The organism is Deltaproteobacteria bacterium (genome assembly GCA_009930495.1).
Lineage (GTDB): Bacteria > Desulfobacterota > Desulfovibrionia > Desulfovibrionales > Desulfomicrobiaceae > Desulfomicrobium.
In genome coordinates this window covers 1-22,414 of the sequence record RZYB01000026.1, presented here as the reverse complement: position 1 = coordinate 22,414, position 22,414 = coordinate 1, and the positions used below count along the sequence as shown (strand labels likewise).

Sequence of the window (22,414 nt, the reverse complement as noted above, 5' to 3'; positions counted from 1 at the left end):
GCTCGGAAAGGGCGCAATCCACTCATCACGTTGCCGTGACTCCTGACGCAGTCTCGGGCCAGCCTTTTGCCGCTACTGTACGCATGGCCCGCGCCGCGTTCTTTTTCGAGGGGCCGCGTGCTTCCTTTTCCGCTGATCACATGGCAATCCACAATTCTTGACACCTCTGGACTGATCATCGATGCGCGCCCAATGAAATCCTTTACAAGCCAAGGACAACGTGACTAAGGGCATCATCTCTCGCGTGAGCGGACTTGAGTCTCGACGCCGCCCGGATTTCCGGTGCCGGTTCCTCGCCATCTCGTCTCGGAGATTTCTTTTTCCCGGCATGTCCGGCCTTCGATTGCACATCACGCCAGTCGTTGATTTTCCTTGAACCACAGGATTTTTTTCGTGGATTTTTCCTCATTTTCCTTGGACCGGCGGATTGTCGCCGGCATCCGTGACTGCGGCTATTCATCTCCCACTCCCATTCAGATTCAGGCTATTCCCCCGGTGTTGTCCGGTCGGGACGTGTTGGGTCTGGCCCAGACCGGCACCGGTAAAACTGCGGCTTTTGCCCTGCCTTTGTTGCAGCGCCTGATCGCCACCGAATCCGCGCCGCGCGGCCCGGTCCAGGTTTTGATCCTGGCCCCCACCCGGGAACTGGCCTTGCAGATTCATGACAGTTTCGTCGCCCTGGGCAAGCAGACCGGCATGCGCAGTGCCGTGGTTTTTGGCGGCGTGGGCGAGACGCCGCAGATCAAGGCCGCCCGGCAGGCCACGATTCTGGTCGCCTGTCCAGGCCGGTTGCTGGATCTGGCCAACAGGGGGTTGGTCGATTTGTCCCAGGTGCGAACCCTGGTCTTGGACGAGGCCGATCATATGTTCGATATGGGTTTCGTGCCCGATGTGCGCCGGATCATGGCCAAGTTGCCGTCCAATCGGCAGAACCTGCTTTTTTCCGCCACGATGCCGACCGAGATTCGCAAGATGGCCGATCTCGTGCTGGTGGACCCGGTGGTGATCCAGGTTGCCAACACGGCTCCGGCCGAAACGATCCGGCACGCCCTGTACCCGGTGGCGCCGGGCCAGAAGGTGGCCTTGCTCGAAGCCTTGCTGGCCACCGAGGAGCATGACTGCGCCTTGATTTTTACCCGGACCAAGCATCGGGCCAAGAGTCTGGCCCGCAAGCTGGAGCAGAAGGGCTGGCTGGCCACGTCCCTGCAGGGCAATCTGTCGCAAAGCAGGCGTCAGGAGGCCTTGGATGGATTTCGCACCGGCAAGTACCGGGTCATGGTCGCCACGGATATCGCGGCCCGGGGCATCGACTGCTCCAGGGTCACGCATGTCATCAATTTCGATGTGCCGGACACGGCCGAAAATTATACGCATCGTATCGGGCGCACGGGCAGGGCGGACAGAAGCGGTCAGGCCATGACCCTGGTCACGCCCGAGGACTCCGGCCAGATTCGGATCATCGAGCGTGTTTTGCGGACCGCGCTGGAGCGGGTCAAGCTGAAGGATTTTGTCTATCAGGAAGGGTTGGGGACACAGTCCGACGCCGCTTTCGAGGAGCCGCGTCCGCCGCGCGCCCCCCGGCGTGGACCGGTCAGGTCCGGTGCCCCGCGCGCTGCTCGCCAGGAGCCCGAGGCCGGCCGAGGGCAGCGAAGCCGGGGACGGAGCGACGCCCGTCCCGCCACGGCTGGTGGCGGAGTGTTCGGCGTTGGGCGTTCCAGCAGAATGTGACGGAAACGCCCGTGTTGTTTTGATCAGAAAGGCCGCGCTATTGCGCGGCCTTTCTGATTTCGGCGGCTTGGTGTTCGAATTCCTCGGCGCCCAATTCGTCGCCGGATTCGCGCAGAACGGCGGCCAGGGTGTCCAGGGTCTGGGCCACGGAGGGGTGATTCGCGCCCAAAAGTTTTTTGCGTAGGCCCAGGCTTTGCAAAAGCAGGTTCCGGGCTTCTTCCTCGTGGCCGAGCTTGTGCTGCACGATAGCGAGATTCTGCTGCAGGAGGGCCACGTTGACATGATCACCCAGGCGGGCCTGGCTGATGAGCAGGGCGCGTTCATAGAGCTGCCGGGCCCGTTCGTGTTGGCTCTGGGCGGAATAGACACCAGCCAGGTTGCCAGCGGAAGTGGCGATGTCGACGTGGTCGGAAACCAGCCCTTTTTCACGCAGGTCCAGGGCCCTGGCGAAATAGACCTCGGCTTCCTGCAATTGTCCCTGGGCCTTGGCCACGGTGCCCAGGGCGCCCAGGGGTATGGCCAACCGGACATTGGCGGGGCCGTAAACCTTTTCGCCGATGTCCACGGCGCGCCGGGCCAGGGGATCGGCCTCGGCGGCCTTGCCCTGGGCCACCAGGACGTCGCTCAGGGAAACCAGGGTGGTGACGAGCCAGGGGTGGTCCGGCCCCAGGGCTTGTTCCTTGATGCCCACGGAGCGTTCCAGCAGGGTTTGGGCCTCGGCGTGATGTCCCTTGGTCTGTTCGATGCCGGCCAGGATGTCCAGGGTCTTGCCGACCAGGGCGTGTTCGGGTCCAAAGCTGCGTTCCCGTGCGGCCAGGGCGCGTTTCAGAAGCGGTTCGGCCTGATCCAGGAGATTCTTGCGGAAATAGAGTTCGCCCAGATTGTGCAAGGTGTCGGCCAGATCCGTGCTGTTGGGATTGAGTTCCGCCTCGCGGAGATCCAGGGCCCGGATGAAATAGTCCTCGGCCTCGGCCGGATGATCCCTGGCCACGGCCAATTCGCCCAGATTGCCCAGGGTCGTGGCCACGTCCGGATGCGTTGGCCCGAGAATGGCGCGACGCAGCTCCAGGGCGCGCTTGAGCGGTGCCTCGGCCTCGTCGTACTGTCCCAGGGCTGTGTGGGTCACGCCCAGATTGTTCAGGGAGGTGGCCAGGTCCGCGTTTTCCCGAGGCGTGAAACCATGGGCCAGGTCAACGGTCTGGCGCGCGGTGGCCAGGGCCTGTTCGTAGTCGCCTCGGGCGTACAGGCGGATGAATTCCTGGTTCAGGGAGTACCAGCGCGGCCGGAGGTCTGGTCCTTCCTTGACCCGGGGGGAACAGGCGCAGAGCAGGGCCAGGGCAATGACGGCGAGGAAGCGTGTGTTCATGGTCGGACTCCAGAAGGTTATGGCGGGCTTGTTCCGCCGGAATATGCTGCTTCTCTTGACCCGACTCAGGGCAATGATCAAGCCCGGAGGAGCGGATTCACCCGTTGCCTTGGGCTCCGCCCAGGCCGGACACGAGCCAGTCGATGGACCATCCGGTGCGCTGCCCGACCAGAAGAAACCAATCCGCCGGGACACGCTCATTCTTGCGGGCATTGGATATGGCCGCCGAGGACACGCTTAGAAAGGTCGCCAATTCCCGGTCCGTGCGGGAACTGGTGGCGGTTTTGAGGCGTTCGATGGCCGGTCCGGCCTGACGCAGGGCTGTTTGGTCGGAGATGTCACGGACCACGACGTACATGCGCGGCTCGCCGGACACCACCTCGTTGAAGACCAGCCGCAGGGCCACCGTGGAGCACGTCGTGGCACGGTCTCGGAGCCGGCATTCCAGGTGCTGTTCGCGGTGTTCGCCCAGAACCCGCTGCATGGCCTGCTGGACCAGGGGCAGATCCTCGGGATGGATGGGGTCGAGAATGGTGCGCATGTCCAGGCTGTAGGCGTCGTGCATGCCGAAGCAGCCAAGGACCGGCGGTTCCTTGGCCAGGCCGAAGCGGCGCAGGATGCGTCCCTGGTCGTCCATGATCGCCACGATGTCCGTGTCGGTGGTGCGCAGGGTGTCCATGAAGGCGTTTTCGCGCAGGATCTTGGCCGTGACATCCCGGCAGATGCCGAGCAGGCCGATGACTTCGCGCCGGTCGTCGTCGAAAATGGGCCGGCGGATGACCCGGTGCCAGATATCCGGGTTGGTCAGATGGGGCACGGCCGGGTGGAGGAGTTCTTGTTTTTCCTCGAAGACCCGTAGCGCGGCCTCGGTCAGAACCTTGGCCTGGGCCCGCGGCAGGAAATCGTATTCCGAATGTCCGATAACCGCGTCGCGTTGGAGGCCATAGGCTTCCAGGTATTTATCGTTGGCCGCCGCGATGCGGTAATCGCGTCCACAGACCCAGGCCATGTCCGGGAGCGCGTTGACGATGCTGGCAAAATCGTGGGCCAGCTTGTCCGAAAAGCGGAACGTGTGTTGTTGGAAATAGCCGCTGTAGGCCCGGATTCGGCCGTTTTTGTCCCGGATGGACTCAGCGCTGTACCATAATATTAGTGGAGAACCGTCCTTGCGGCGCAGGGTGACCTGGCCATTTTCGATTTCGGTCCGGGCATTGAGGCGGGACACGATCCGTTTCCGGGACATGGGGCTGAAGTAGAACCGCCGCGCGTCGCGCCCGACAAGCTCGTCCTGGGCAAAGCCGCACATGGCGCACAGATCCGGGCTGACCGCCTGGATCACGCCCGTGGGGCCGATGGTGAAGCCCATCTCGGGTCCGTGTTCCCGGTCGGAGCCCAGGCTGCCCCAGACCAAGACGATGCTGCCTTCTTGGTCGGGGATTTCGGTGTACTTCCAGGTGATGGTGCGCGTGCCGTTCTTGTCCGGCAGGTTGATGCGCAGGCGGATCTGGCCAACGGCCGGGCAGTCCGGATTGTCGAGCAGGGCCCTGGCCGCGGATTCCTCGTCCTCGTCGAGATACAGAAAAATGTTCGCGCCACGCAGGTCCGGGGCATGCGCGCCGCGTAGCCGGCAATAGGCCCGATTGGCGTGGAGAATGCGTCCGTCCCGGCCCAGGACAAGGGCCAGTTCCGGCATCGCATCCAGCTTGGCCGCATAAAAGCGGAGCAGGTTTGATTGGGACATGGGTTCACCATTGCTGAACAGGATACCCTAAAATTCATGGAAAATGAACAAATTTTGAACGAGTATTCATTGACGATGGATTTTTCCCTGGTACACTTCCCGCGCCCTGTCAACGACGGGCTATTTTTGAATTCGGGAGGTACGGGACGTGAAGCATGGATTGATCGTGATGTTGGTGTTCTTGTGTCCGATGCGGCTGTGGGCCGCCGGGTATGGTGTCTATGAGTGGAGCGCCCGGGGCAACGCCCTGGGTGGGGCCATGGTCGCCCGGGATGCCGATCCCTCGGCCTTGGCGTACAATCCGGCCGCCATCACGGACCTGCCGGGTGGGCAGATTCAGATCGGGGCGACCGCCATCGCGCCCACGGCAACCATGGACGCCGTGGACCCCGCCCTGGACGACATGGACATGGCCGACTCCGTCTGGGGGCTGCCAACGGCGTACTATACCCAGCAGTTGTCGGACCATTATTGGTTCGGTCTGGGCATGTTCTCGCGAGTCGGACTGGGCACGGAATACGAGGACGAGGATACGTGGCTGGGGCGGTACAACTGCTCGCACGCGGCCATCAAGTCCGTGTCCTTCACGCCGACCCTGGCCATGCGGTTTTCCGACGCGTTTTCCCTGGGCGTGGGCGTGGACGCCACCTATCTGGATTTCAGTTACAACACGAGCATCGATCCGACGCGACTCAACGACCCCCAGACCACGGCCACGGATATCCGGCAGGAAATCTCGGCCGACGGCTGGAACTACGGCATGCATCTGTCCGCGCGTTACCGTCCGTTTGACTGGCTGGCATTTGGTGTTTTGTGGCGGAGCGAGGTTGCCCTGACGGTCGATGGCGACGTGGATTTCAGTCAAAAGGGGATTGTCGATCCCGGCGCGCTGGGTCTGAACGATACCGGTGTCAGCGGAACCGAGCCCGTGCCCGAGTCCGTGACCATGGGTGTCATGGTCAAGCCCATGGACCGCTTGAGCCTTGAATGTGACGCGACGTGGACCAAATGGAGTTCGTACGAAACACTGGCCATCGAGTATGAAGACCCGCTCTTTGGAGTAAAGGACAAGGTCGAGACGGACAAGAATTGGAGCAATGCCTGGCGGTTTCAGTTTGGGGCCGAATACGCCCTGACCGACGCCGTGGATCTGCGGGCCGGCTATGTTTACGATCAGTCGCCGGTCACCGACGACCACGAGGATTTCGCCGTGCCCTGCACGGACAGGCAGATCGTGACCGTGGGTTTTGGCTGGGACGTGTCCGAGTCCTGGACCGTGGACGCCTCGTATGGCTATTTATGGATGACGGATCGCGACTACGAGGCCCGAGCCAACGAGGGCGTCGTGCCCTTGAGCCGGCGCGACGCCCATGCCCACATGGCGGGGATGAGCCTGACCTATCGGTTCTGATCGCTAGCGTCTGGAGGCGTTTTCCCTGTCGAAATCCAGGGCTTGCTCCATTTGATCCAGCACATCCCGCTCCACGGCGGCCATGTCCACCTGGGAAGTATCCAGGATGCTCCCCTGGAGCCAATAATCTTCCGGGGTGCTGGGCATGGCCGCGTATCCCATGGCCTCGCCCACGTATCGCGCCTGACGCAGCAGGGAATGCAGAAGCCGTCCTCCGGAGGGAAGGGGCGGGGTGGGGGAATCGTGACTGGCCAGAATGTCGGCGAACAGGTCCGAAAATCCCCAGCGCCGGACCAGTTCCGCGCCGAGTTGAAGATGGTCGAAACCATCGAAGAGAGCCTGCTCCCGGGCCAGGGTTTCCTGCTGGGTCAGCTTGAGGCTGTCGCGGGCGAAACTGGGAAAGGCCGGGAGATAGTTGGCGACAAGAACCGGGACGCCGATCAGGTGCAGCAGTCCCAGGGGATAGATGGAGGCGATCAGGTCCACCGATAGTTCCTTGAGTTGCGGACAGTCCGGTATGAGGCGCTGCATGGTCAGGGCCGTGCACAGGCTTTGTGTCCAGAGGTGGCGCAGAAGATGGTTGATTTCGGCGCAGTCGGCCCGAAAGGCCGATTCCAGAACCACATGGAAGACGATGCGCCGGACTTCTCGCAGCCCGAGTCGGGTCACGGCCATGCGCAGATCCCTGATTTCCTGTATTCCCCCATACATGGCCGAATTGGCGCAGGCGCTGATGGTTCCAAAGACAGCCGGGTCCAGCTCGGCCGTTTGCGCGATTTCGATCAGGTTTGGTTCCGGCGCGTTGACCAGCTTGATCAATTTCATGCCGACGGGCTTGATGCCGGGGACCGAAAAGTCGAGCTGCTTGAGGCGTTTGGAATTTGACATGCTGGCGTCTTCCCTGTGTTGGGGGTTCGGTTTTTCTATTGCAAATACTGTGTGGCGGCATGAGCGGCAAGATGTTTTGCCCCAAGAGGATCTAGTTGCGTCCTGCCTGCTCGGCCTGTTCGATGCGTTCATCCAGATCGGGATGGGTGGATAGAATGGCCGGCAACCGAGTCCTGCCGGTGGTGTCGCCTGGCCAGTCCCGCAGGGTCTGTAGCGCCCTGGCCAGCAGTGTCGGGGACAGCTGGTTGGCCTGGAGCATGCGGATGGCGTATGCGTCGGCCTCCCATTCCATGTCCCGGGAGTACGTCAGTTCCAGCATACCCGAGGCATGGGTGGCGAGGTCCGAAAAGCTTCCGGTCAGGGCCGCCACGGTCATGGACACCCCAAGCCCTTGCAGAAGTCGGCGCAAGCCGTGGCGCAGGGCCACGTGGCCGAGCTCATGGGCCAGCACGGCGAGGATTTCGCCATCGGAGCGGGCGTTGCGGACCAGGGCGTCGGAGATGACAATATCTCCGGAGGGCAGTGCCATGGCGTTTGGCAGGTCGCCCAGGTCGCGGAAGTGCAGAATCCAGGCCGGCGCGGGGTTGCTTGGTGGCACGAGACGGGCAAAAGCCTCGCGGATGGCCTGTTGTCTGTCCGGGTGCAGGCTGCTTGGCTGGGCGTGGACGCGGTCGAGGAGGTCCAGGGTCGAGCTGCCGAGCTGACGGTTCCAGTGTTCCGGAACAAGTCGGGCCGCTTTTTCCGCGGCCCAGGGCAGACCCCAGACATATCCGACCGCGACGAAGGACATCGTTAGGACAAGGGCGGCCAGGGCCATGGCCGGGGCGCGTTCCATTTTGGGGAGCAGACCGGGTTGGGCCTGGACGCGGAGCAGGCGTTCAAGGCCGGCGTGATCGGCCACTTCGCAAAAGGACCCGTCCGGAAATTCGATGCGACGGGGAGCGGATCCCAGCGGTTGTTCGACGCGGATTGTGTCCAGGGCATAGGATGTCTGGCCGTCCTGGACGTGGACCACGAGCCGTTCCGATTCGCGACCCAGAATCGCGTCCACGCGCCGGGAGGTGTGGCCATCGAACCAGGCGGCGTGGATGGGGCTAGAGTCCAAGGTCCAGATCCAGGATGTCGGTGAGTTCCTCGCCCAGGGCGCGCTGATCTTCGAGACGTTCGGCCACGAAGGTGTCGATGCTTCCGGCCGGGTAGAGCTGCAGGTGCTCGACGCGGTATCGGGTCAGGGCGACGCGCAGGACGGGGAGATACAGCCCGAGGGTAAGGGGAACCGGCAGGCCGTGCCTGACCAGCACCCAGAGCATGCCCGCCGGGCGCATGTCGGATGACAGTCCATGATGTCCGAGAAGGAGATTGTCGCACAAGTGGTTGCGGATGCGGACGTTGACATAGGCGAGGAAAAGCAGGGGCAGAACGAGGTAGAACAGCGCGGCGAGGGCTGCGATCTGTGGCAGAAGGAATCCGATGCTGGCCGCTTCGGTCGAGAAACCTCCGCGCACGGTGGCGGCGATGAGCAACGGAACGCCAAGGATCACGACAAAGGGGATGATGAACGGTTCGTAGTAGCCCCGCAGGGGCGGGTCGGCGTCGAATTTTTTTCCGCCAAAGCTCAGGTTATTGAAAATATATTTGTGCCAACGCCGGATGGAGGCGGGCATGGTCAGGCCCAGGGTCAGAATATTCAGAAGTCCCCATCCATAGATGACCGCGAAAGATTCCTTCATGCTCGCGGTGAATGTGAAATGCACTCCGCGCCAGCTGGTGTTGGCGGCCTTGAAACGCAGGCTGGTCCGCACCGCCCATGGGATGGCGATCAGAAAGGCGGGCAGGAAGAGCAGACTGTACATGGGCGCGAATTGGCTGACCACATTGAAGCCGATCACGACCAGCACGGCCAACACGCGGCCTTTGAGAATGGCCATGGGCTGGCCGTGATAGCTGAACGGCGAGCCGGCCAGAAGCGTGTGCGCGCAAAAATATCGTTCGCGGCGGACCTTGGCCCAGGCCGAATAGATACCGAGCGTAATGATGGACAAGAACAGGTTGACAATCCAGATTCGGAAATACTCCCCGCCAGAACCGATAAACGCGAAGCGTTGCGGTCTGGGATTGACGAAATACGCGGGATGATCGGGACGAAAAGCCATTGTCGCTCCGGGGTTGCATGTTCCGATTCCGATTTGCCGATGCCGTTGCCTAGCCTATCCGGGGGCATGCCGCAATGCCGGCATGGAATGCAATCCGTCCCCGCGCCTGGTTCGGGCGCGGGGAATCCGCACTTCGCGATTGCGCGGAGTTGAGCCTTGACTTAGGTTTGGAAAAAAACACTGGCTTTGGTCAAGGATGCAACATGGCTTTGCTCAGATTTTTCCTGGTCGCGCTTGTTCTCGGTCTGGGTGCATGCACCGACGAGGAATCCATTGTCCGGGTGGACATGAACCGGGTCGAAAACCTCGCGCCGCCTCGCCAAACCGAGGCCATCACCTACGCCTATCTGCCCCAATATTCACATTCCGTGTCTTTTGAACGGCACCGCCGCCTGCTTGAACACCTGCGCCAGAAAACGGGACTGTCTTTCCGGCAGGTCTATCCCGATACGTTCGGTGACCACATCAAGATGGTTGAACGGGGCGAGATCGATATTTCCTTCACCAATCCCTTTGTCTATGTGTCCATGGCTCGTTTTGGAGCCCAGGCCTTCGCGCGGGTGGTCGAGCCCGACGGCGGCGCGGATTTCCAGGGACAGATCATTGTCCGGTCCGACAATCCGGCCATCAACGGTATCGAGGACTGCCGGGGAAAGCGGCTTATCGCCGTGGACCAGGACTCGGCCGGGGGATATCTGTACCCGATGGGCCTTTTTCATGAACATGGCATCACGCGGGGCGATTTTCGGGAAGTCGCCTTTGCCGCCGGTTCTGGTGGACGCCAGGAAAGCGTGGTGTTGGCCGTTTACGCCGGCGCTTATGATGTCGGGACCATCCGCAAGGGCACCCTGGACGTGGTGCGGGACAAGATCGACCTCGACCAGATCAGGGTGCTCGCCGAGAGCAAACCCTATCCTGGCTGGGTGTATTCCGCGCGCCAGGGTTTTGATCCGCGTCTGCTGGAACGGATCGGACAGGTTTTTTTCGCGTTGGACAGCCAACGGACTCCGGACGGGGAAATCCTGGCCGCGGCCGGCATGACCGCCATCATCGCGGCCAAGGATGCCGATTATGACCCGGTACGCGACCTCGCGCTGCGTTTGGGCATGGACAAGGTGAAGTGATGATCCGCCTTCTGAACCGCCTCAAGTTCGAAACCAAGCTCAATCTGGGTATCATCGGCATCATGCTGGGCATGGCCCTGATGCTGCTGCCCGTGGTGGCCCGGATGACGGGAACGGCGCTGATCGAGGAGAACAAGATGCGCGGCGCGGCCCTGGCGGAAAGTTTGGCCGCGAGGGCCGTGGAGCCTCTTTTGGCCCGCGACTATCTGCGGCTGCGGAACATGGTCGGAGAGACCGGGGACCTGGTCTACGCCTTTATCCAGAACGCGCCGGGCCATGTCGTTACCCATTCCTTCCTCAAGGGATTCCCCGTGGATCTGGCCTCGGCCAATGTCGTGGGCGACGCGCAGCGGACGCGGGTGCAGCTCGTGGATACCGGCCAGATTTTGATTTATGATTTCGCCGCGCCGATCCTGGTCGATGACGAACGGATTGGCACGGTCCGCGTCGGCCTGTCCAAATCAAGGATCACGGCCGCGACCCGGCAGCTGGTGTCGGCCATCGCGACCATGTTCGGGGTGGCGCTTTTCGTGTCCATGGCCATGGCCAGCATTTTTGCCCGCACCGTGACCAGACGTCTGGCCAAGTTGCGTGTACACGCCGAGGAGCTGGTCACGGGCAGCCTGGAAACCCTGTCCAACCTGCCCACGGATGTCTTTTGCTGGGAAATCATGCATTGCCGGGACAGCTCCTGTCCGGCCCATCTGGACCGGGTGCGGCGCTGCTGGCTGATTCCCGGCACCAAATGCGCGCATCATGCGTGTAAAATCGGTCCCAAGCCCGAAAGCTGTCGTGATTGTCCGGTCTATATCCAGGGCGTGGGCGACGAAATTCAGGATCTGGCCGAAACCTTCAATTTCATGGCATACACCCTGCGCGACCATATTCGTGAATTGCGTCAGGCCGAAGGCTCCCTGACCGTGCAAAAACGGTTGCTGTCCACGGTGTTGGACATGAACCCGGACCGTATTTCCATGGTCGACACGCGCATGATCTACCAGACCGCCAACCGCGCTTTTCTGCGGAGCGTGAACAAGTCCATCGATGAAATCCAGGGACGGAACGATTTTCACCTTTTCCCGGAGGAAGAGGCCGAGCGGCGTAATCTGGAGGGGCGCGAGGTGCTTATCACGGACAGCCGCTCCGACCGGCAGGAACGCGTCGAGGGCCCGGATGGCCAGCGTTGGTTCCATGTGGTGCAGATCCCGGTGCATGACGAGTATGGCCGTGTCAGTGGCCTGCTGCGCATGGATCGGGACATCACGGATATCAAGGAATACGAGCAGCAGCTGATCCAGGCGCAAAAAATGGAATCCATCGGCAAGCTGGCTGGGGGCGTGGCGCATGAGATCAACACGCCCTTGGGGGTGATCCTTGGCTATGCCCAACTCTTACAGGATGATGTGCCCAGTGACAGCCAGGTGGCCCAGGATCTGGCGATTATCGAGAAGCAGGCCAAGGTCTGCCGCAAGATCGTGGCCGATCTGCTTGGCTTTTCCCGTCAGGGCGAAAGCGAAAAGCGCGAGATGTGCTTCAACAATTCGGTCATGGAGTCCATCAGCTTGGTGCGCCATTTTTTTGAGTTGGACCATGTCGAGATCGTGACCCGGCTGGATGACCGTTTCCCCATTATCTATGGCGATCCGGAGAAGCTCAAGCAGGTGTGGATCAATCTGATGAACAACGCCAAGGACGCCATGCCCGAAGGGGGCGGCGTCATCGTGGTCGTCACGGAATTGAAGACGCCCATGGGTGTCGTGACCCTCAAGGTCGCGGACACGGGCGCCGGTATTCCGCCCGCCGCCTTGAAAAAGATTTTCGACCCGTTTTTCACCACCAAATCCGTGGGCAAGGGCACGGGTCTGGGGCTTTCGGTATCGTTTGGCATCATCAAGGACCACATGGGCGAGATCCGCGCCATCAGCCCCCTGCCCGATGATTTCAATATGCCGCCGTCGCCCGACGGCGCGGTCCGGGGCCCCGGGACGATGTTCACGGTGGACATCCCCTTGGATCACTGTACATTGCCGTGAATTTTTAATCGCGAGGAGTAGGCATGGCATCGATACTTGTTTTGGACGACGTGTCCGACGCCGGAGTGTTGATCAAACGTATTCTCGAGCGCCAGGGGCATCAGGTCAGCGCCTTCACCGAGGAGGAAGACGCCATCCGTCACGTGGCCAAGGGCAAGACGGATTTGGCTATTTTGGACATCAAGCTAAAGAAGATGACCGGTGTCGATGTGCTGGCCGAAATGAAGAAGCACGCGCCGGCGATCAAGGTCATCATGCTGACCGGATATCCAACCCTGGAAACAGCCCGAGAATCCCTCAAGCTGGGCGCTAGCGAATATTGCGTCAAGCCCATCGACAAAGACGAACTGGAATCCAAGGTGGCCGAGGTTTTGGGAACCTAGCGGAATGGAGGATGAATGCTTTTCACGCAGCTGGTTCGGCGCTGGATCAAGTTTTTTTCGCCCGAATCGTTGATTCGGGGGAAATATCATGATTTCAAAGAATTGCTACGAGTTGACGCCATCGCCCTGGATCTGATCGCGGATTTGGAAGCTCATCTTTACGGACACGATCCCGCGGACGAGGCCAGGATTCGTCATTTTGTCCTGGAATTGCGCGGCGCGGTGGAACGCATGGCCGCCAGCCTTGAACGCATGAGCAGCGATCACGCGGCCGTGACCACGGCCGTGGCTCGCATTTCCACGGATATTGCCACGCATCTTCCGCCACGGCGTATTGATGTCGCGCCGCCCTATGTCATCTCCCTGGACCAGGCGGCCATGCATCCCGACCGGGTTGGAGGCAAGGCCGCCAATTTGAGTCGGGCCAGGGGCGCGGGCGTGCCCACGCCGCCAGGATTCGTGATCACGGCCGGGGCCTTTGGCCTGTTCGTGCGCGAGAACAATCTGGAACGGGAGATCGAGGAGCGCTTCGCGGCCGTGCGGTTGTCCGATCATGACACCATTGTCCGGGTCACCGGCGAGTTGCAGGAACTGATTTTGGAGGGCGAGGTCCCGACCGTGGTGGCCGAGGCCGTCACCGCGGCCACGGCGGATTTGGTTACGTCAGGACAGCTTCTGGCCGTGCGTTCCAGTGCCCTGGCCGAGGACGGCAGGATTTCGTTCGCGGGCCAATACGCAAGCGAACTTCAGGTGGCGCCGGACGACGTTCTTGCCGCGTACAAGAGGGTTTTGGCCGGAAAATATTGTCCCCGGGCTGTTTCCTACAGAATCCGGCATGGTCTTTCGGACACGGACACGGCCATGGCGGTCTTGATTCTTCCCATGATCGCGGCGGTCTCGGCTGGGGTGGTCTATACCTGCGATCCGGCCTGTCCGGCCGTGGGTGGGGAAGCCATGGGCGTTTACGTGGTCGACGGGCTGGCCGCGAATCTGGTTGATGGTTCGGTTACCCCGGGAAAGTACTACCTGACCCGCGAGGATGAGCCTCGTTTGCTGCAAGGCTGTGCCTGCGAAGGACACACGCTGTTTCCCGAGACGGTGTTGCGCGAGCTTGGCCGGTGGTCCATGCGCCTGGAGCGGGTTTTTGGCGAGCCTCAGGATGTGGAATGGACCCACGGCCCGGACGGACTGTGCATCGTGCAAACCCGTCGTTTGCATCAGGACAAGGACCCCCAGCCGAGTATCATTGTCGATGGGGCGGACCTGGGAGCGCTGGTCGCCGGACTGGATTGCGCTTCCCCCGGAGCGGCGTGCGGTCCCGTTTATCACGCTCCCCAGGGGAGTGATTTTCGATCCATTCCCAAGGGGTCCGTCGTGGTAACCCAGACCTTGCGGCCGGCGTTGTCCCAGTTTTTGGATCGGATTGTCGCCGTCATCGCGGCCAGCGGCAGCCGGGCAAGCCATTTTGCCTCGGTGGCGCGGGAGCGGGGCGTGCCTGTCGTGGTGGGCTGTTTGGGCGAGGAGCTTCGGACCGGGGACGTGGTCACCGTCGATGCCGTTTCCGGGAGAATTTTCGCGGGTTGCGCCCCCGGTGTGCTGGAGCGGACTCAAGCCGCCCAAGACATGCGGCGGGAGGTCCGGCGCGAACAGGCCGAAGTGGCCGATTTGACGGTGCGCCTTGGGTTGATCGATCCCGATGCGCCGAATTTCACGCCTGAAGGATGTCGGTCCTTGCATGACGTGGTCCGGTTTTGCCACGAAAAGGGCGTGCGGGAAATGTTCACCCTGGTGCGGCGCGGCGGGCGGGGCATGGGGCGCTCCCGCCGTTTGGCCACGGACTTGCCCTTGGTCATGTACATCCTGGATCTTGGAGGCGGTTTTGCCTCCACCGCGCCGCGTTCCGGGCCTGTTTCTCCAGACAAGGTGTCCAGCCGGCCGATGCGGGCGTTGTGGCGGGGTTTGGCTGATCCGGCCATTGCCTGGGATCGGAGTCAACGCCACGTTGATTGGGAAGAATTCGACCGCATCAGCGGCGGAATTTTTCGGAACGACTCCCGGCTGCTGGCCAGTTACGCATTGGTTTCGGATGATTACGTGCATCTGAACATCCGTTTTGGATACCATTTTTCCATCGTGGACAGTGTTTGCGGCGACAATTCCGGAGCCAATTATGTGAATTTTCGTTTCAAGGGTGGTGGCGCGGCCTTGGCGCGGCGGGTGCATCGACTGGAGTTCATGACGCGGGTTCTGACGCATTTTGGGTTTGAAATCTCGATCCGGGGCGACATGCTCGACGCCTGCATGAACCGCCTGGGCTGGTCCGAGACGGAGCGCGGGTTACGCTGTCTTGGCCTCGTGCTCGCCGGCACGCGGCTCATGGACATGCGCCTGACCTCGACGGAGCAAGCCCAAGAAGAAGCCGAGTCCTTTCTTCGTATTTGTCCGTCGGAGGCGGTATGAGATCCAGGCCTGCCTATACGCCCACCTGGGTGACGGATCAGTTGGCCGTGGGCGCGGCGCCCATGAGTCATGCGCAGCTCGATTGCCTGCGCGAAGCGGGCATCGGCGCCATTTTGAATCTGTGTGGCGAGTTTTGCGATTTGCATGACATCGAATGCGCCGCTGGCTTCGAAGTGTATCATCTGCCCTTGGCCGACGAGGAGGCCCCGGATTTGTCCGAGCTGGAAAAAGCCCTGGCCTGGCTGGATGAAGCCATTTACCTGGGCAAGAAGGTTCTCATCCATTGCCGGCATGGCATTGGCCGCACGGGCACGGTTCTCAATGCCTATCTGTTGCGCCGGGGCCTGGGTCATCGTTTGGCCTGGCTCAAACTACGCACCCTGCGTTCCAAGCCGGCCAATTTCGACCAATGGTGGACGATCCGGAAATACGGGCGCGGCGCTCCGAAACTGACCATTCGCGAACCGTCCCTGGAGATGCGCCGTGTCGTGGATTTGGCTCCCTTTTTTCGCGATTATGAAGCTTTGTTGGCCAGAATCGCGGACACGCCCGGTGCCAACGCGCTGGATCGGTGTGGAGTGGATCACGCGCGGTGCTGTCGAACGCCCATTCGTCTGACCATGATCGAGTCCGTCTATCTGACAAACCAAATCAACGTGCTGTTGAGCAGCTCCCGGCGTTTGGAAGTTATCGAGCGGGCCGTGGCCACGGCCCGCAACGAACGAGCCACGGCCCAGGCCATGGGCTCCGGCGATTACTGCTTGTCCGATGCCGATGCCCTGTGTCCTTTGACCGAGAACGGAAAATGTATCATCGCCGACGCTCGGCCCATGCAATGCCGGACGTTTGGTCTGGACGCGATCGAGAGCGCCAAGTTGTGGACGGCGGTCTTGGCTCCGGCCCTGGATCGTCTGTCATTGGAGCTTTGGATGGGTTTTGTCGGGGGCATGGCCAAGGACAGCCTGCCTCATTTTGCCCTGACCGATGTTGTTTCTGGTAAGTATGTGCAGCGTTTGTTTCATTTAATGCTTCAGGCCAGCTGATACGTCCTTTCCGTGACGTGGGAAATAATCATGGAATTTTTTTGGGGCATGGACTAGGTGGTTTCTGATCAAATTCATTTTGAACCAGTAGGGCCGATATGAACGATACCATTAAAGGCATCATCAAGCAGTTTGTGGACGCCACCGTGACCGTGTTGAGCACCATGGCCATGACCGAGGCCACGGCAGCGGCCCCGTTTGTCAAACAAAACGCCGTGGCCCAGGGCGACATCACCGGCGTAATCGGATTTTCCAATCCCAAGGGGAAAAGCAAGGGAACCATGTCCCTGACGTTTACCACCTCCTCGGCCTTGGGAATCATCGGAAGCATGTTGTACGAGGAGCAGACGGAGCTCAACGATGCTGTCGCGGATGCCGTGGGGGAATTGACGAATATGATTTCTGGTCAGGCCCGCAAGGGACTTGTCGAAATGGGCATGGTTTTCGAGGGCGCCATCCCGTCGGTTATCACCGGGCAGGGACATACGATCCGCCATGTCTCGACAAATGCTATTCTGGCCATTCCCTTTCAAACCCCTCATGGTCCACTCATGGTCGAGGTTTGCTTCAGCTGACCCGTGTCCGTGGCGGTTGCGCCATCAATAATCTTTTATTAGTTGGAAAACCCCGTCAGGGGTTTTTTATTTTTGCAATGAGGAGACCGCATGGACCGCAAAGTGTATTTTATTGAGGGTGACGGCATTGGACACGAGGTCTGGAACGCCGGCCGACCTGTCCTGGACCGGGCTGTTGAATTGACATTCAGCGATGGACGAAAGCTGGAATGGGTGGAATTGTTGGCCGGAAAAAAAGCTTTTGCCGAGACAGGAACCTATTTGCCGCAGCAAACATTGGACACGTTGAAAACCGCTGATCTCGCCATGAAAGGCCCCTTGGAAACTCCGGTGGGCAAGGGGTTTCGCAGTCTGAACGTTACGATGCGGCAAACCCTGGATCTGTATGCCTGCATCAGGCCCATCCAGTATTTCAAAGGGATTGAAAGTCCCGTCAAGCATCCAGAACGCGTGAACATGGTTGTTTTCAGGGAAAACACGGAAGACGTATACGCGGGAATCGAATGGCAGGCCGGAAGCCCCGAGGCACGGCGACTCATTGCGTTTTTACGTGATGAATTGGGCGCCAATGTCGACGAGGAAAGTGGAATTGGCATCAAGCCCATGACGGCCAAGGGCTCCAAGCGGCTGATTCGCAAGGCGATCCAATACGCGCTGGACCAAAAGCGCAGGAGTGTGACCATTGCCCACAAGGGCAATATCATGAAATTTACCGAAGGAGCGTTTCGGAACTGGGGCTACGAAATGGCCGCCGAGGAATTTTCCGGACAGGTTGTGCGCGAGGGCGAGGATTGTTGCCCTCCGGGGGCGTTGGTGTTGAAGGACCGGATCGCGGATGCCATGTTTCAGGAGGTTTTGATTCGCCCGGAAAATTATGATGTCATCGCGACTCCAAATTTGAACGGAGATTATCTTTCCGATGCCTTGGCGGCGCAAGTTGGAGGTTTGGGATTGGCTCCCGGTGTGAATATGAGCTCACAGCTCGCCTTTTTCGAGCCTACCCATGGCACCGCGCCATCCATTGAAGGCAAGGACCTTGCGAATCCAGGAAGTTTGATTTTGTCTGGAGCGCTTCTGCTGGACCATATCGGCTGGCACGAATGCGCCAAAAAAATTCGTGGCGCGGTGGAGCTTGCTATTTCTGAAGGCACGGTAACAGTGGATCTTGCCTCCCAAATGAAAAATGCAACTCAAGTTGGATGTGCGGAATTTGGAGAAATTTTATTACGAAATTTAGAAAAGATATAATAATAACTTTATCTTGTATTTTTTGAATAGAGATTGGCGAATATACTTTCTGAAATAAAAAAGTATATTCGCCAATTTTTTAGTTTAAAAATGTATTGAGTACAGGATAATGTTCTGCATTACTTTTTTGGTTTATTGTTTCTGTATAAAAGATTAGGTATAAAAATTTACAGAACTATTAATCAAAAATTTTTTGAAATGGGATACGTATGCGCGACAGCTGAAAAGGTGTCTGTGCTATTTCGCAATGTGTGGATATTCGCGCGCATTATTTCTTGCTTTAGTGAGATATTTTGTGGTAATTTTCTAGAATTGGTGAATAAATGTAGGGTGTTTGGGTGTTTGAATTTTTCGGAGAGATAATGCCGTGAAAAAAATGAGTTTTTTTTCCAAGAAAAATTCTGGTCTGGGATTGGACCTTGGAAGCGAGTGGCTGAAGATGATCAAGCTCCGCGCCGGAAAAAATGGATGTGCACTTGAAAGTCTCGCCCGGTGTCCATGGCAACCTGGGGACCTGGACAACAATGCATCCACGGCCAAAAAAATTATTGAGCTTTGGGCGCAACTCTCCGTGAAGGATAGGGTGGTGGTTTCTTCCATGGCTGGTCACGCAGTGATCGTGAAGCGTGTCGCCTTTGAATCTGAGTCCGTAAAAGGGCTGGATGAGATTGTCCAAAAAGACGCGAAGCAATACATTCCTTTTGATATCAACGATGTATATCTTGATTATCAGGTTCTTGGGCCAGCTCAGAAAGAAAAAACTTTCGATGTTCTTCTCGTGGCCAGCAAAAAAAAGGTCGTACAAAATTTAGGCGACATTCTTACGCAATCTAATTTATCGCTGTCGATTGTTGATGTCGATTCGTTCGCCATTTGTAATAGTTTTGAATATAATTACCCGGATTATCAAGAAAAGCCTGTTTATTTGCTTGATATTGGCGGGGCACAAAGCGTTTTTTGCATCTACCATTCCGGACAGCCAGTTTTTTTACGCGAGGTTTCCTTTGGTGGAAAGGCCATAACGGAAGATATCTCTTCACTGCTCGACATTAAAAAAATCGAGGCAGAGCATCTCAAAATCAATGGCGATGAAAATTTGCAAGAAAAGAATGCAAAGCTTATCGTTGATGCAATGATGAAGATATTGAAGAGTTGGTGTGAAGAAATTAAGAGATTGATCGGGTTTTATCAATCATCATCAACATCGCCAGTCTTGGCGCAAGATATTTTTATTTCTGGTGGAGGAGCCTTGTTGGTGAATTTGCGAAACATTTTTGAAGACGAACTCGGTATTGCCGTGCACCATCACGATCCCTTTAGACGAGTGGATGTTGATGCTGGGATGTTTCAGAAGGAATATTTGCAAGACATTGCTCCGCAAATGGTCGTTCCTTTTGGTCTAGCTCTTCGCGCTATTTAATCATCAGAGAAAGCCATGATCAAAATTAATTTGCTGCCACAACAGAAACGAGCCAAGGTAACACACGCTGAGAAAGATATCTTTTTTTTATTTTTCGTGCTTGTTTTGACCGCTGCTTCTATTTTTGGAGTGGATTTTTATGTTTCCGGGCAAATATCCTCGCTTCAAGCTTCTGTGGATAGTAAAACAGCCGTTAAAAAGCAGTTAGAAGCTAAGGTTGCAAAAATCAATGCTGCCTTGAAAGAGCTTGACGATGTAAAACGAAGGATAAAGATTATTAAAGATGTGCGTATGCGGCAAGGGCTCCCTGTTAGATACATCGATGAGTTGATAAGTAATATTCCTAAAAACAAAATGTGGATAGAAACATTTTCCTTGAACGCTAATGGGCAGATTGTATTGTCCGGTGTTGCCGTGGATAACCAGTCATTCGCAGAATATGTCGAGAAGTTGCGTGAATCAAATTATATAGCAAGGGTAGATACTCAGAGGACTTCGAGGAAAACAATCGACGGGCTCGGTCTTGTTTCGTTCCAATGTTCAATTGTGGCAAGAGAATACTTCGAGAATCAAGGCATGAATGGTACGACAAATGGGTAGCAAACAACTGATTAAGAAGTTTTCAGATTTATCTGGCCTTTACAAGGGCTTGATTTATCTTGTTGTCATTCTATTGGCTTGCGGTTCCTATTGGTATTTTGTCTTGGATGAGAAGCTTGTTCAAATTAGTCAGTTGACTAAAAATGTTGAGAAGCTTGATACTGATATCGCTCGTTTTAGAACTCAGGTAGCGAAATTGCCCGAGATTGAACAAAATTTGTCGCTAGCGAAAAAAGAGTTGTATTATGCAAAAACACTTTTGCCTGAAGACGCTCAGGCTTTAGAAAATCTTCTTGCCTCATTTGAAAAACTGGGCAGAAATGAAAATGTTGAATTTCTTTTATTTCAGCCTGGAGCTGAAACACAAGCGGATTTTTATGCAACCCGGAGAGTCCAACTCCAACTTAGTGGAACTTTTCATAAGCTTGTAACTTATTTTGATTCTTTATCACGATTGAATCGTCTGGTTTCAATTCAGTCAATCGTTTTTTCCCCTGTCTCGGATTTTTCTCCAACAGAGAAGTATTTAAATACTAACCTTGCATTGCAGGTATACAGATCTTTGACAGAAGAGGAGATTAAAGCTCGTGAAGCCGCGAAGAAAAGTAAAAAATAGGGCGATTATGAAAAAGTTGTTGGCGCTTGAAGTTTTTGCATTATTTTTTTGTGGAGCAGCCATGGCTGAAAATTCAAGCGAGATATTTTCAACGGATAGTTTTGCCCGTAATGCTTCTATTCAACACAATGCCTCCAATGCTTCCGAAAGCGATTCCGAGCTTCCTTCTTGGGTATATCCAAGTTACCCCGCGTATGCATCCAAGGATAAGCCTGACCCATTTGTTTCTTTTGTCAAAGTTAAAGAGTATGAGACAATGCAGGCCGCTCGTAAATCCAAGAAAGAGAAAAAAGCACTAACACCACTTGAGAACATGGATACAAATGCTTTGAAAGTTGTCGCGATCATGAATAGCGATGGCAACAACTTAGCGATGGTAGAGTTGCCCGATGGCAAGGGCTTCTTAATTCGGCCAGGGATGTCTGTAGGACTTTATGATGGGATTGTGAAGGCAATAAAGAATGACATGGTTGTCGTTGAGGAAGAAGTTGTAGATGTTTTTGGTGAAACAAAAAAACGTGAAATAAATTTAAGATTGCGGCAAGAGAAGGAGTAGAGGCCATGAATATATCAAAGTCACTTATGACGGTTGCTGTTTGTATCGCTTGTATGCTGGCCTCGTCGTGTGCTTCTCGTACTACCGTTGCACAACATAATATGGCGCCTATTTCGAGCCCGGATACGCTGGGCTCCACGGATACTCCTCTTGATCTGAGCATTACTGAGTCCTTTGGCAAGACTATTGTTGAATTCCCACTGGATTCTAATACACAAGTCTACGCTGATTATGATACTCAAAACAATGTTGTTCTTTCTTTCGACCCTCCTTCTTCGGATATTGATTTGCCGTTAGGTGAAGTCGGATTAGTGAAAACTGTCGAAAAACAGAAAGATGGGAATAAAGTCAAGGAACTTGTTTTGTCCTTGAAATCAAAATCTAAGTTTTTATTATCAAAACAGGATGATGGTACTGGCCGCTTGATGCTTGTCCCTGAAGGTGTTGTCGCTCCAAGTTTACCGGATAATTTTATTAGCTCGTTAAATTTCAGGCAAAAGGAAGCTTCGCTGTTGATTGTGACGCATTCAAGCTTGCCGTTTGAAATTATCCCGGAACAAGGGGATGCGTTTAAGTTGTCTTTGGACAGGGTAAAATTCGATAATTCATTGTTAAAAAAATATGACGTTTCGAAGTTAGGATCGCCCGTGCAATCAGTCGTTGCCTCGAACGATGAAAATGGAAATGCATTTTTGCTCGTTGACGGTTTAACGAACCCTCCGCTTTCTGTTTCGCGCAGAGGAGATGAAACTATTATTCAAATAAAACCCACTTTGGGGTTTGGGGCGCAACAAAAGAAAATGCCCACGAAGGCCGGCGAAGGTGCCCCCTCAGATAAAGAGGATGAAGCCGAATCAGGTCTAGACGAATTGAACACATTGTTTCCTGGTATGAAAGAAACTTATACAGGCCAAAAGATATCTATAGATTTACAAGATGCGGATATTGAGCATGTTTTGCGTCTTATATCTGAAGTAAGTGGTTATAATTTGGTTTTGGATGATCAAATTTCTGGAAAGATTTCATTAAAGCTTGTCGACATTCCTTGGGATCAAGCTTTGGATTTAAT

19 protein-coding genes are annotated in these 22,414 nt (G+C 56.7%); 14 read left to right on the top strand and 5 right to left on the bottom strand.

The features are described 5' to 3' along the window. Window positions 1–393: 393 nt before the first annotated feature. Entirely contained in the window at window positions 394–1,728 is a 1,335-nt protein-coding gene (locus EOL86_04245) for a DEAD/DEAH box helicase (GenBank protein ID NCD24791.1), read from the top strand. Between the two features lie 37 nt (window positions 1,729–1,765). Here the strand turns inward: EOL86_04245 and EOL86_04240 are convergent, their stop codons facing one another. Further along, window positions 1,766–3,307: a tetratricopeptide repeat protein gene (locus EOL86_04240; GenBank protein NCD24790.1), complete on the bottom strand. Its 1,542-nt coding sequence runs from the start codon at window positions 3,305–3,307 to the stop codon at window positions 1,766–1,768. Next, window positions 3,192–4,835, bottom strand: a complete 1,644-nt coding sequence (locus EOL86_04235) for a PAS domain S-box protein (protein ID NCD24789.1) — start codon at window positions 4,833–4,835, stop codon at window positions 3,192–3,194. Before EOL86_04235 ends, EOL86_04240 begins: the two co-directional genes overlap by 116 nt. A 148-nt stretch (window positions 4,836–4,983) precedes the next feature. Between EOL86_04235 and EOL86_04230 the strand changes: the two genes are divergently transcribed. Continuing rightward, complete coding sequence (locus EOL86_04230; protein ID NCD24788.1) at window positions 4,984–6,246, top strand: transporter; 1,263 nt, start codon at window positions 4,984–4,986, stop codon at window positions 6,244–6,246. A 3-nt stretch (window positions 6,247–6,249) separates the two neighbouring features. On the opposite strand, the gene EOL86_04225 is transcribed toward EOL86_04230, so the two are convergent. The 3 genes from EOL86_04225 to EOL86_04215 are packed head-to-tail and all read right to left on the bottom strand — an operon-like array spanning window position 6,250 to window position 9,287. Then, window positions 6,250–7,266, bottom strand: a complete 1,017-nt coding sequence (locus EOL86_04225) for an HDOD domain-containing protein (GenBank protein NCD24787.1) — start codon at window positions 7,264–7,266, stop codon at window positions 6,250–6,252. Then, complete coding sequence (locus EOL86_04220) at window positions 7,226–8,239, bottom strand: M48 family metallopeptidase (protein ID NCD24786.1); 1,014 nt, start codon at window positions 8,237–8,239, stop codon at window positions 7,226–7,228. Before EOL86_04220 ends, EOL86_04225 begins: the two co-directional genes overlap by 41 nt. Beyond that, complete coding sequence (locus tag EOL86_04215) at window positions 8,229–9,287, bottom strand: DUF898 domain-containing protein (protein ID NCD24785.1); 1,059 nt, start codon at window positions 9,285–9,287, stop codon at window positions 8,229–8,231. The genes EOL86_04220 and EOL86_04215 overlap by 11 nt, the downstream gene beginning before the upstream one ends. A gap of 203 nt (window positions 9,288–9,490) precedes the next feature. On the opposite strand from EOL86_04215, the gene EOL86_04210 reads away from it, so the two are divergent. The 12 genes from EOL86_04210 to EOL86_04155 all read left to right on the top strand — a co-directional run. Next, window positions 9,491–10,411, top strand: coding sequence for a phosphate/phosphite/phosphonate ABC transporter substrate-binding protein (locus EOL86_04210; GenBank protein ID NCD24784.1), 921 nt, complete (start codon window positions 9,491–9,493; stop codon window positions 10,409–10,411). Then, complete coding sequence (locus tag EOL86_04205; protein NCD24783.1) at window positions 10,411–12,444, top strand: PAS domain S-box protein; 2,034 nt, start codon at window positions 10,411–10,413, stop codon at window positions 12,442–12,444. The genes EOL86_04210 and EOL86_04205 overlap by 1 nt, the downstream gene beginning before the upstream one ends. 23 nt (window positions 12,445–12,467) lie before the next feature. Next, window positions 12,468–12,827, top strand: coding sequence for a response regulator (locus tag EOL86_04200; protein ID NCD24782.1), 360 nt, complete (start codon window positions 12,468–12,470; stop codon window positions 12,825–12,827). A gap of 15 nt (window positions 12,828–12,842) precedes the next feature. Continuing rightward, window positions 12,843–15,287, top strand: coding sequence for a pyruvate, water dikinase (locus EOL86_04195; GenBank protein NCD24781.1), 2,445 nt, complete (start codon window positions 12,843–12,845; stop codon window positions 15,285–15,287). Beyond that, window positions 15,284–16,330, top strand: a complete 1,047-nt coding sequence (locus tag EOL86_04190; protein NCD24780.1) for a phosphatase — start codon at window positions 15,284–15,286, stop codon at window positions 16,328–16,330. Before EOL86_04195 ends, EOL86_04190 begins: the two co-directional genes overlap by 4 nt. Before the next feature lie 98 nt (window positions 16,331–16,428). Further along, window positions 16,429–16,905, top strand: a complete 477-nt coding sequence (locus EOL86_04185) for a chemotaxis protein CheX (GenBank protein NCD24779.1) — start codon at window positions 16,429–16,431, stop codon at window positions 16,903–16,905. A gap of 90 nt (window positions 16,906–16,995) precedes the next feature. Continuing rightward, window positions 16,996–18,153, top strand: a complete 1,158-nt coding sequence (locus tag EOL86_04180; protein NCD24778.1) for an NADP-dependent isocitrate dehydrogenase — start codon at window positions 16,996–16,998, stop codon at window positions 18,151–18,153. Between the two features lie 367 nt (window positions 18,154–18,520). Then, the gene (gene pilM, locus EOL86_04175; protein NCD24777.1) at window positions 18,521–19,573 is read left to right on the top strand and encodes a type IV pilus assembly protein PilM; all 1,053 of its coding nucleotides are present in this window, start codon (window positions 18,521–18,523) and stop codon (window positions 19,571–19,573) included. Between the two features lie 15 nt (window positions 19,574–19,588). Next, window positions 19,589–20,173, top strand: a complete 585-nt coding sequence (locus EOL86_04170; GenBank protein ID NCD24776.1) for a hypothetical protein — start codon at window positions 19,589–19,591, stop codon at window positions 20,171–20,173. Continuing rightward, window positions 20,154–20,789, top strand: a complete 636-nt coding sequence (locus EOL86_04165) for a hypothetical protein (GenBank protein NCD24775.1) — start codon at window positions 20,154–20,156, stop codon at window positions 20,787–20,789. The genes EOL86_04170 and EOL86_04165 overlap by 20 nt, the downstream gene beginning before the upstream one ends. Further along, complete coding sequence (locus tag EOL86_04160) at window positions 20,761–21,345, top strand: hypothetical protein (protein ID NCD24774.1); 585 nt, start codon at window positions 20,761–20,763, stop codon at window positions 21,343–21,345. The genes EOL86_04165 and EOL86_04160 overlap by 29 nt, the downstream gene beginning before the upstream one ends. Window positions 21,346–21,350: 5 nt before the next feature. Continuing rightward, window positions 21,351–22,414 (top strand): hypothetical protein (locus tag EOL86_04155; protein NCD24773.1); only part of this gene is annotated, 1,064 nt, incomplete at its 3' end.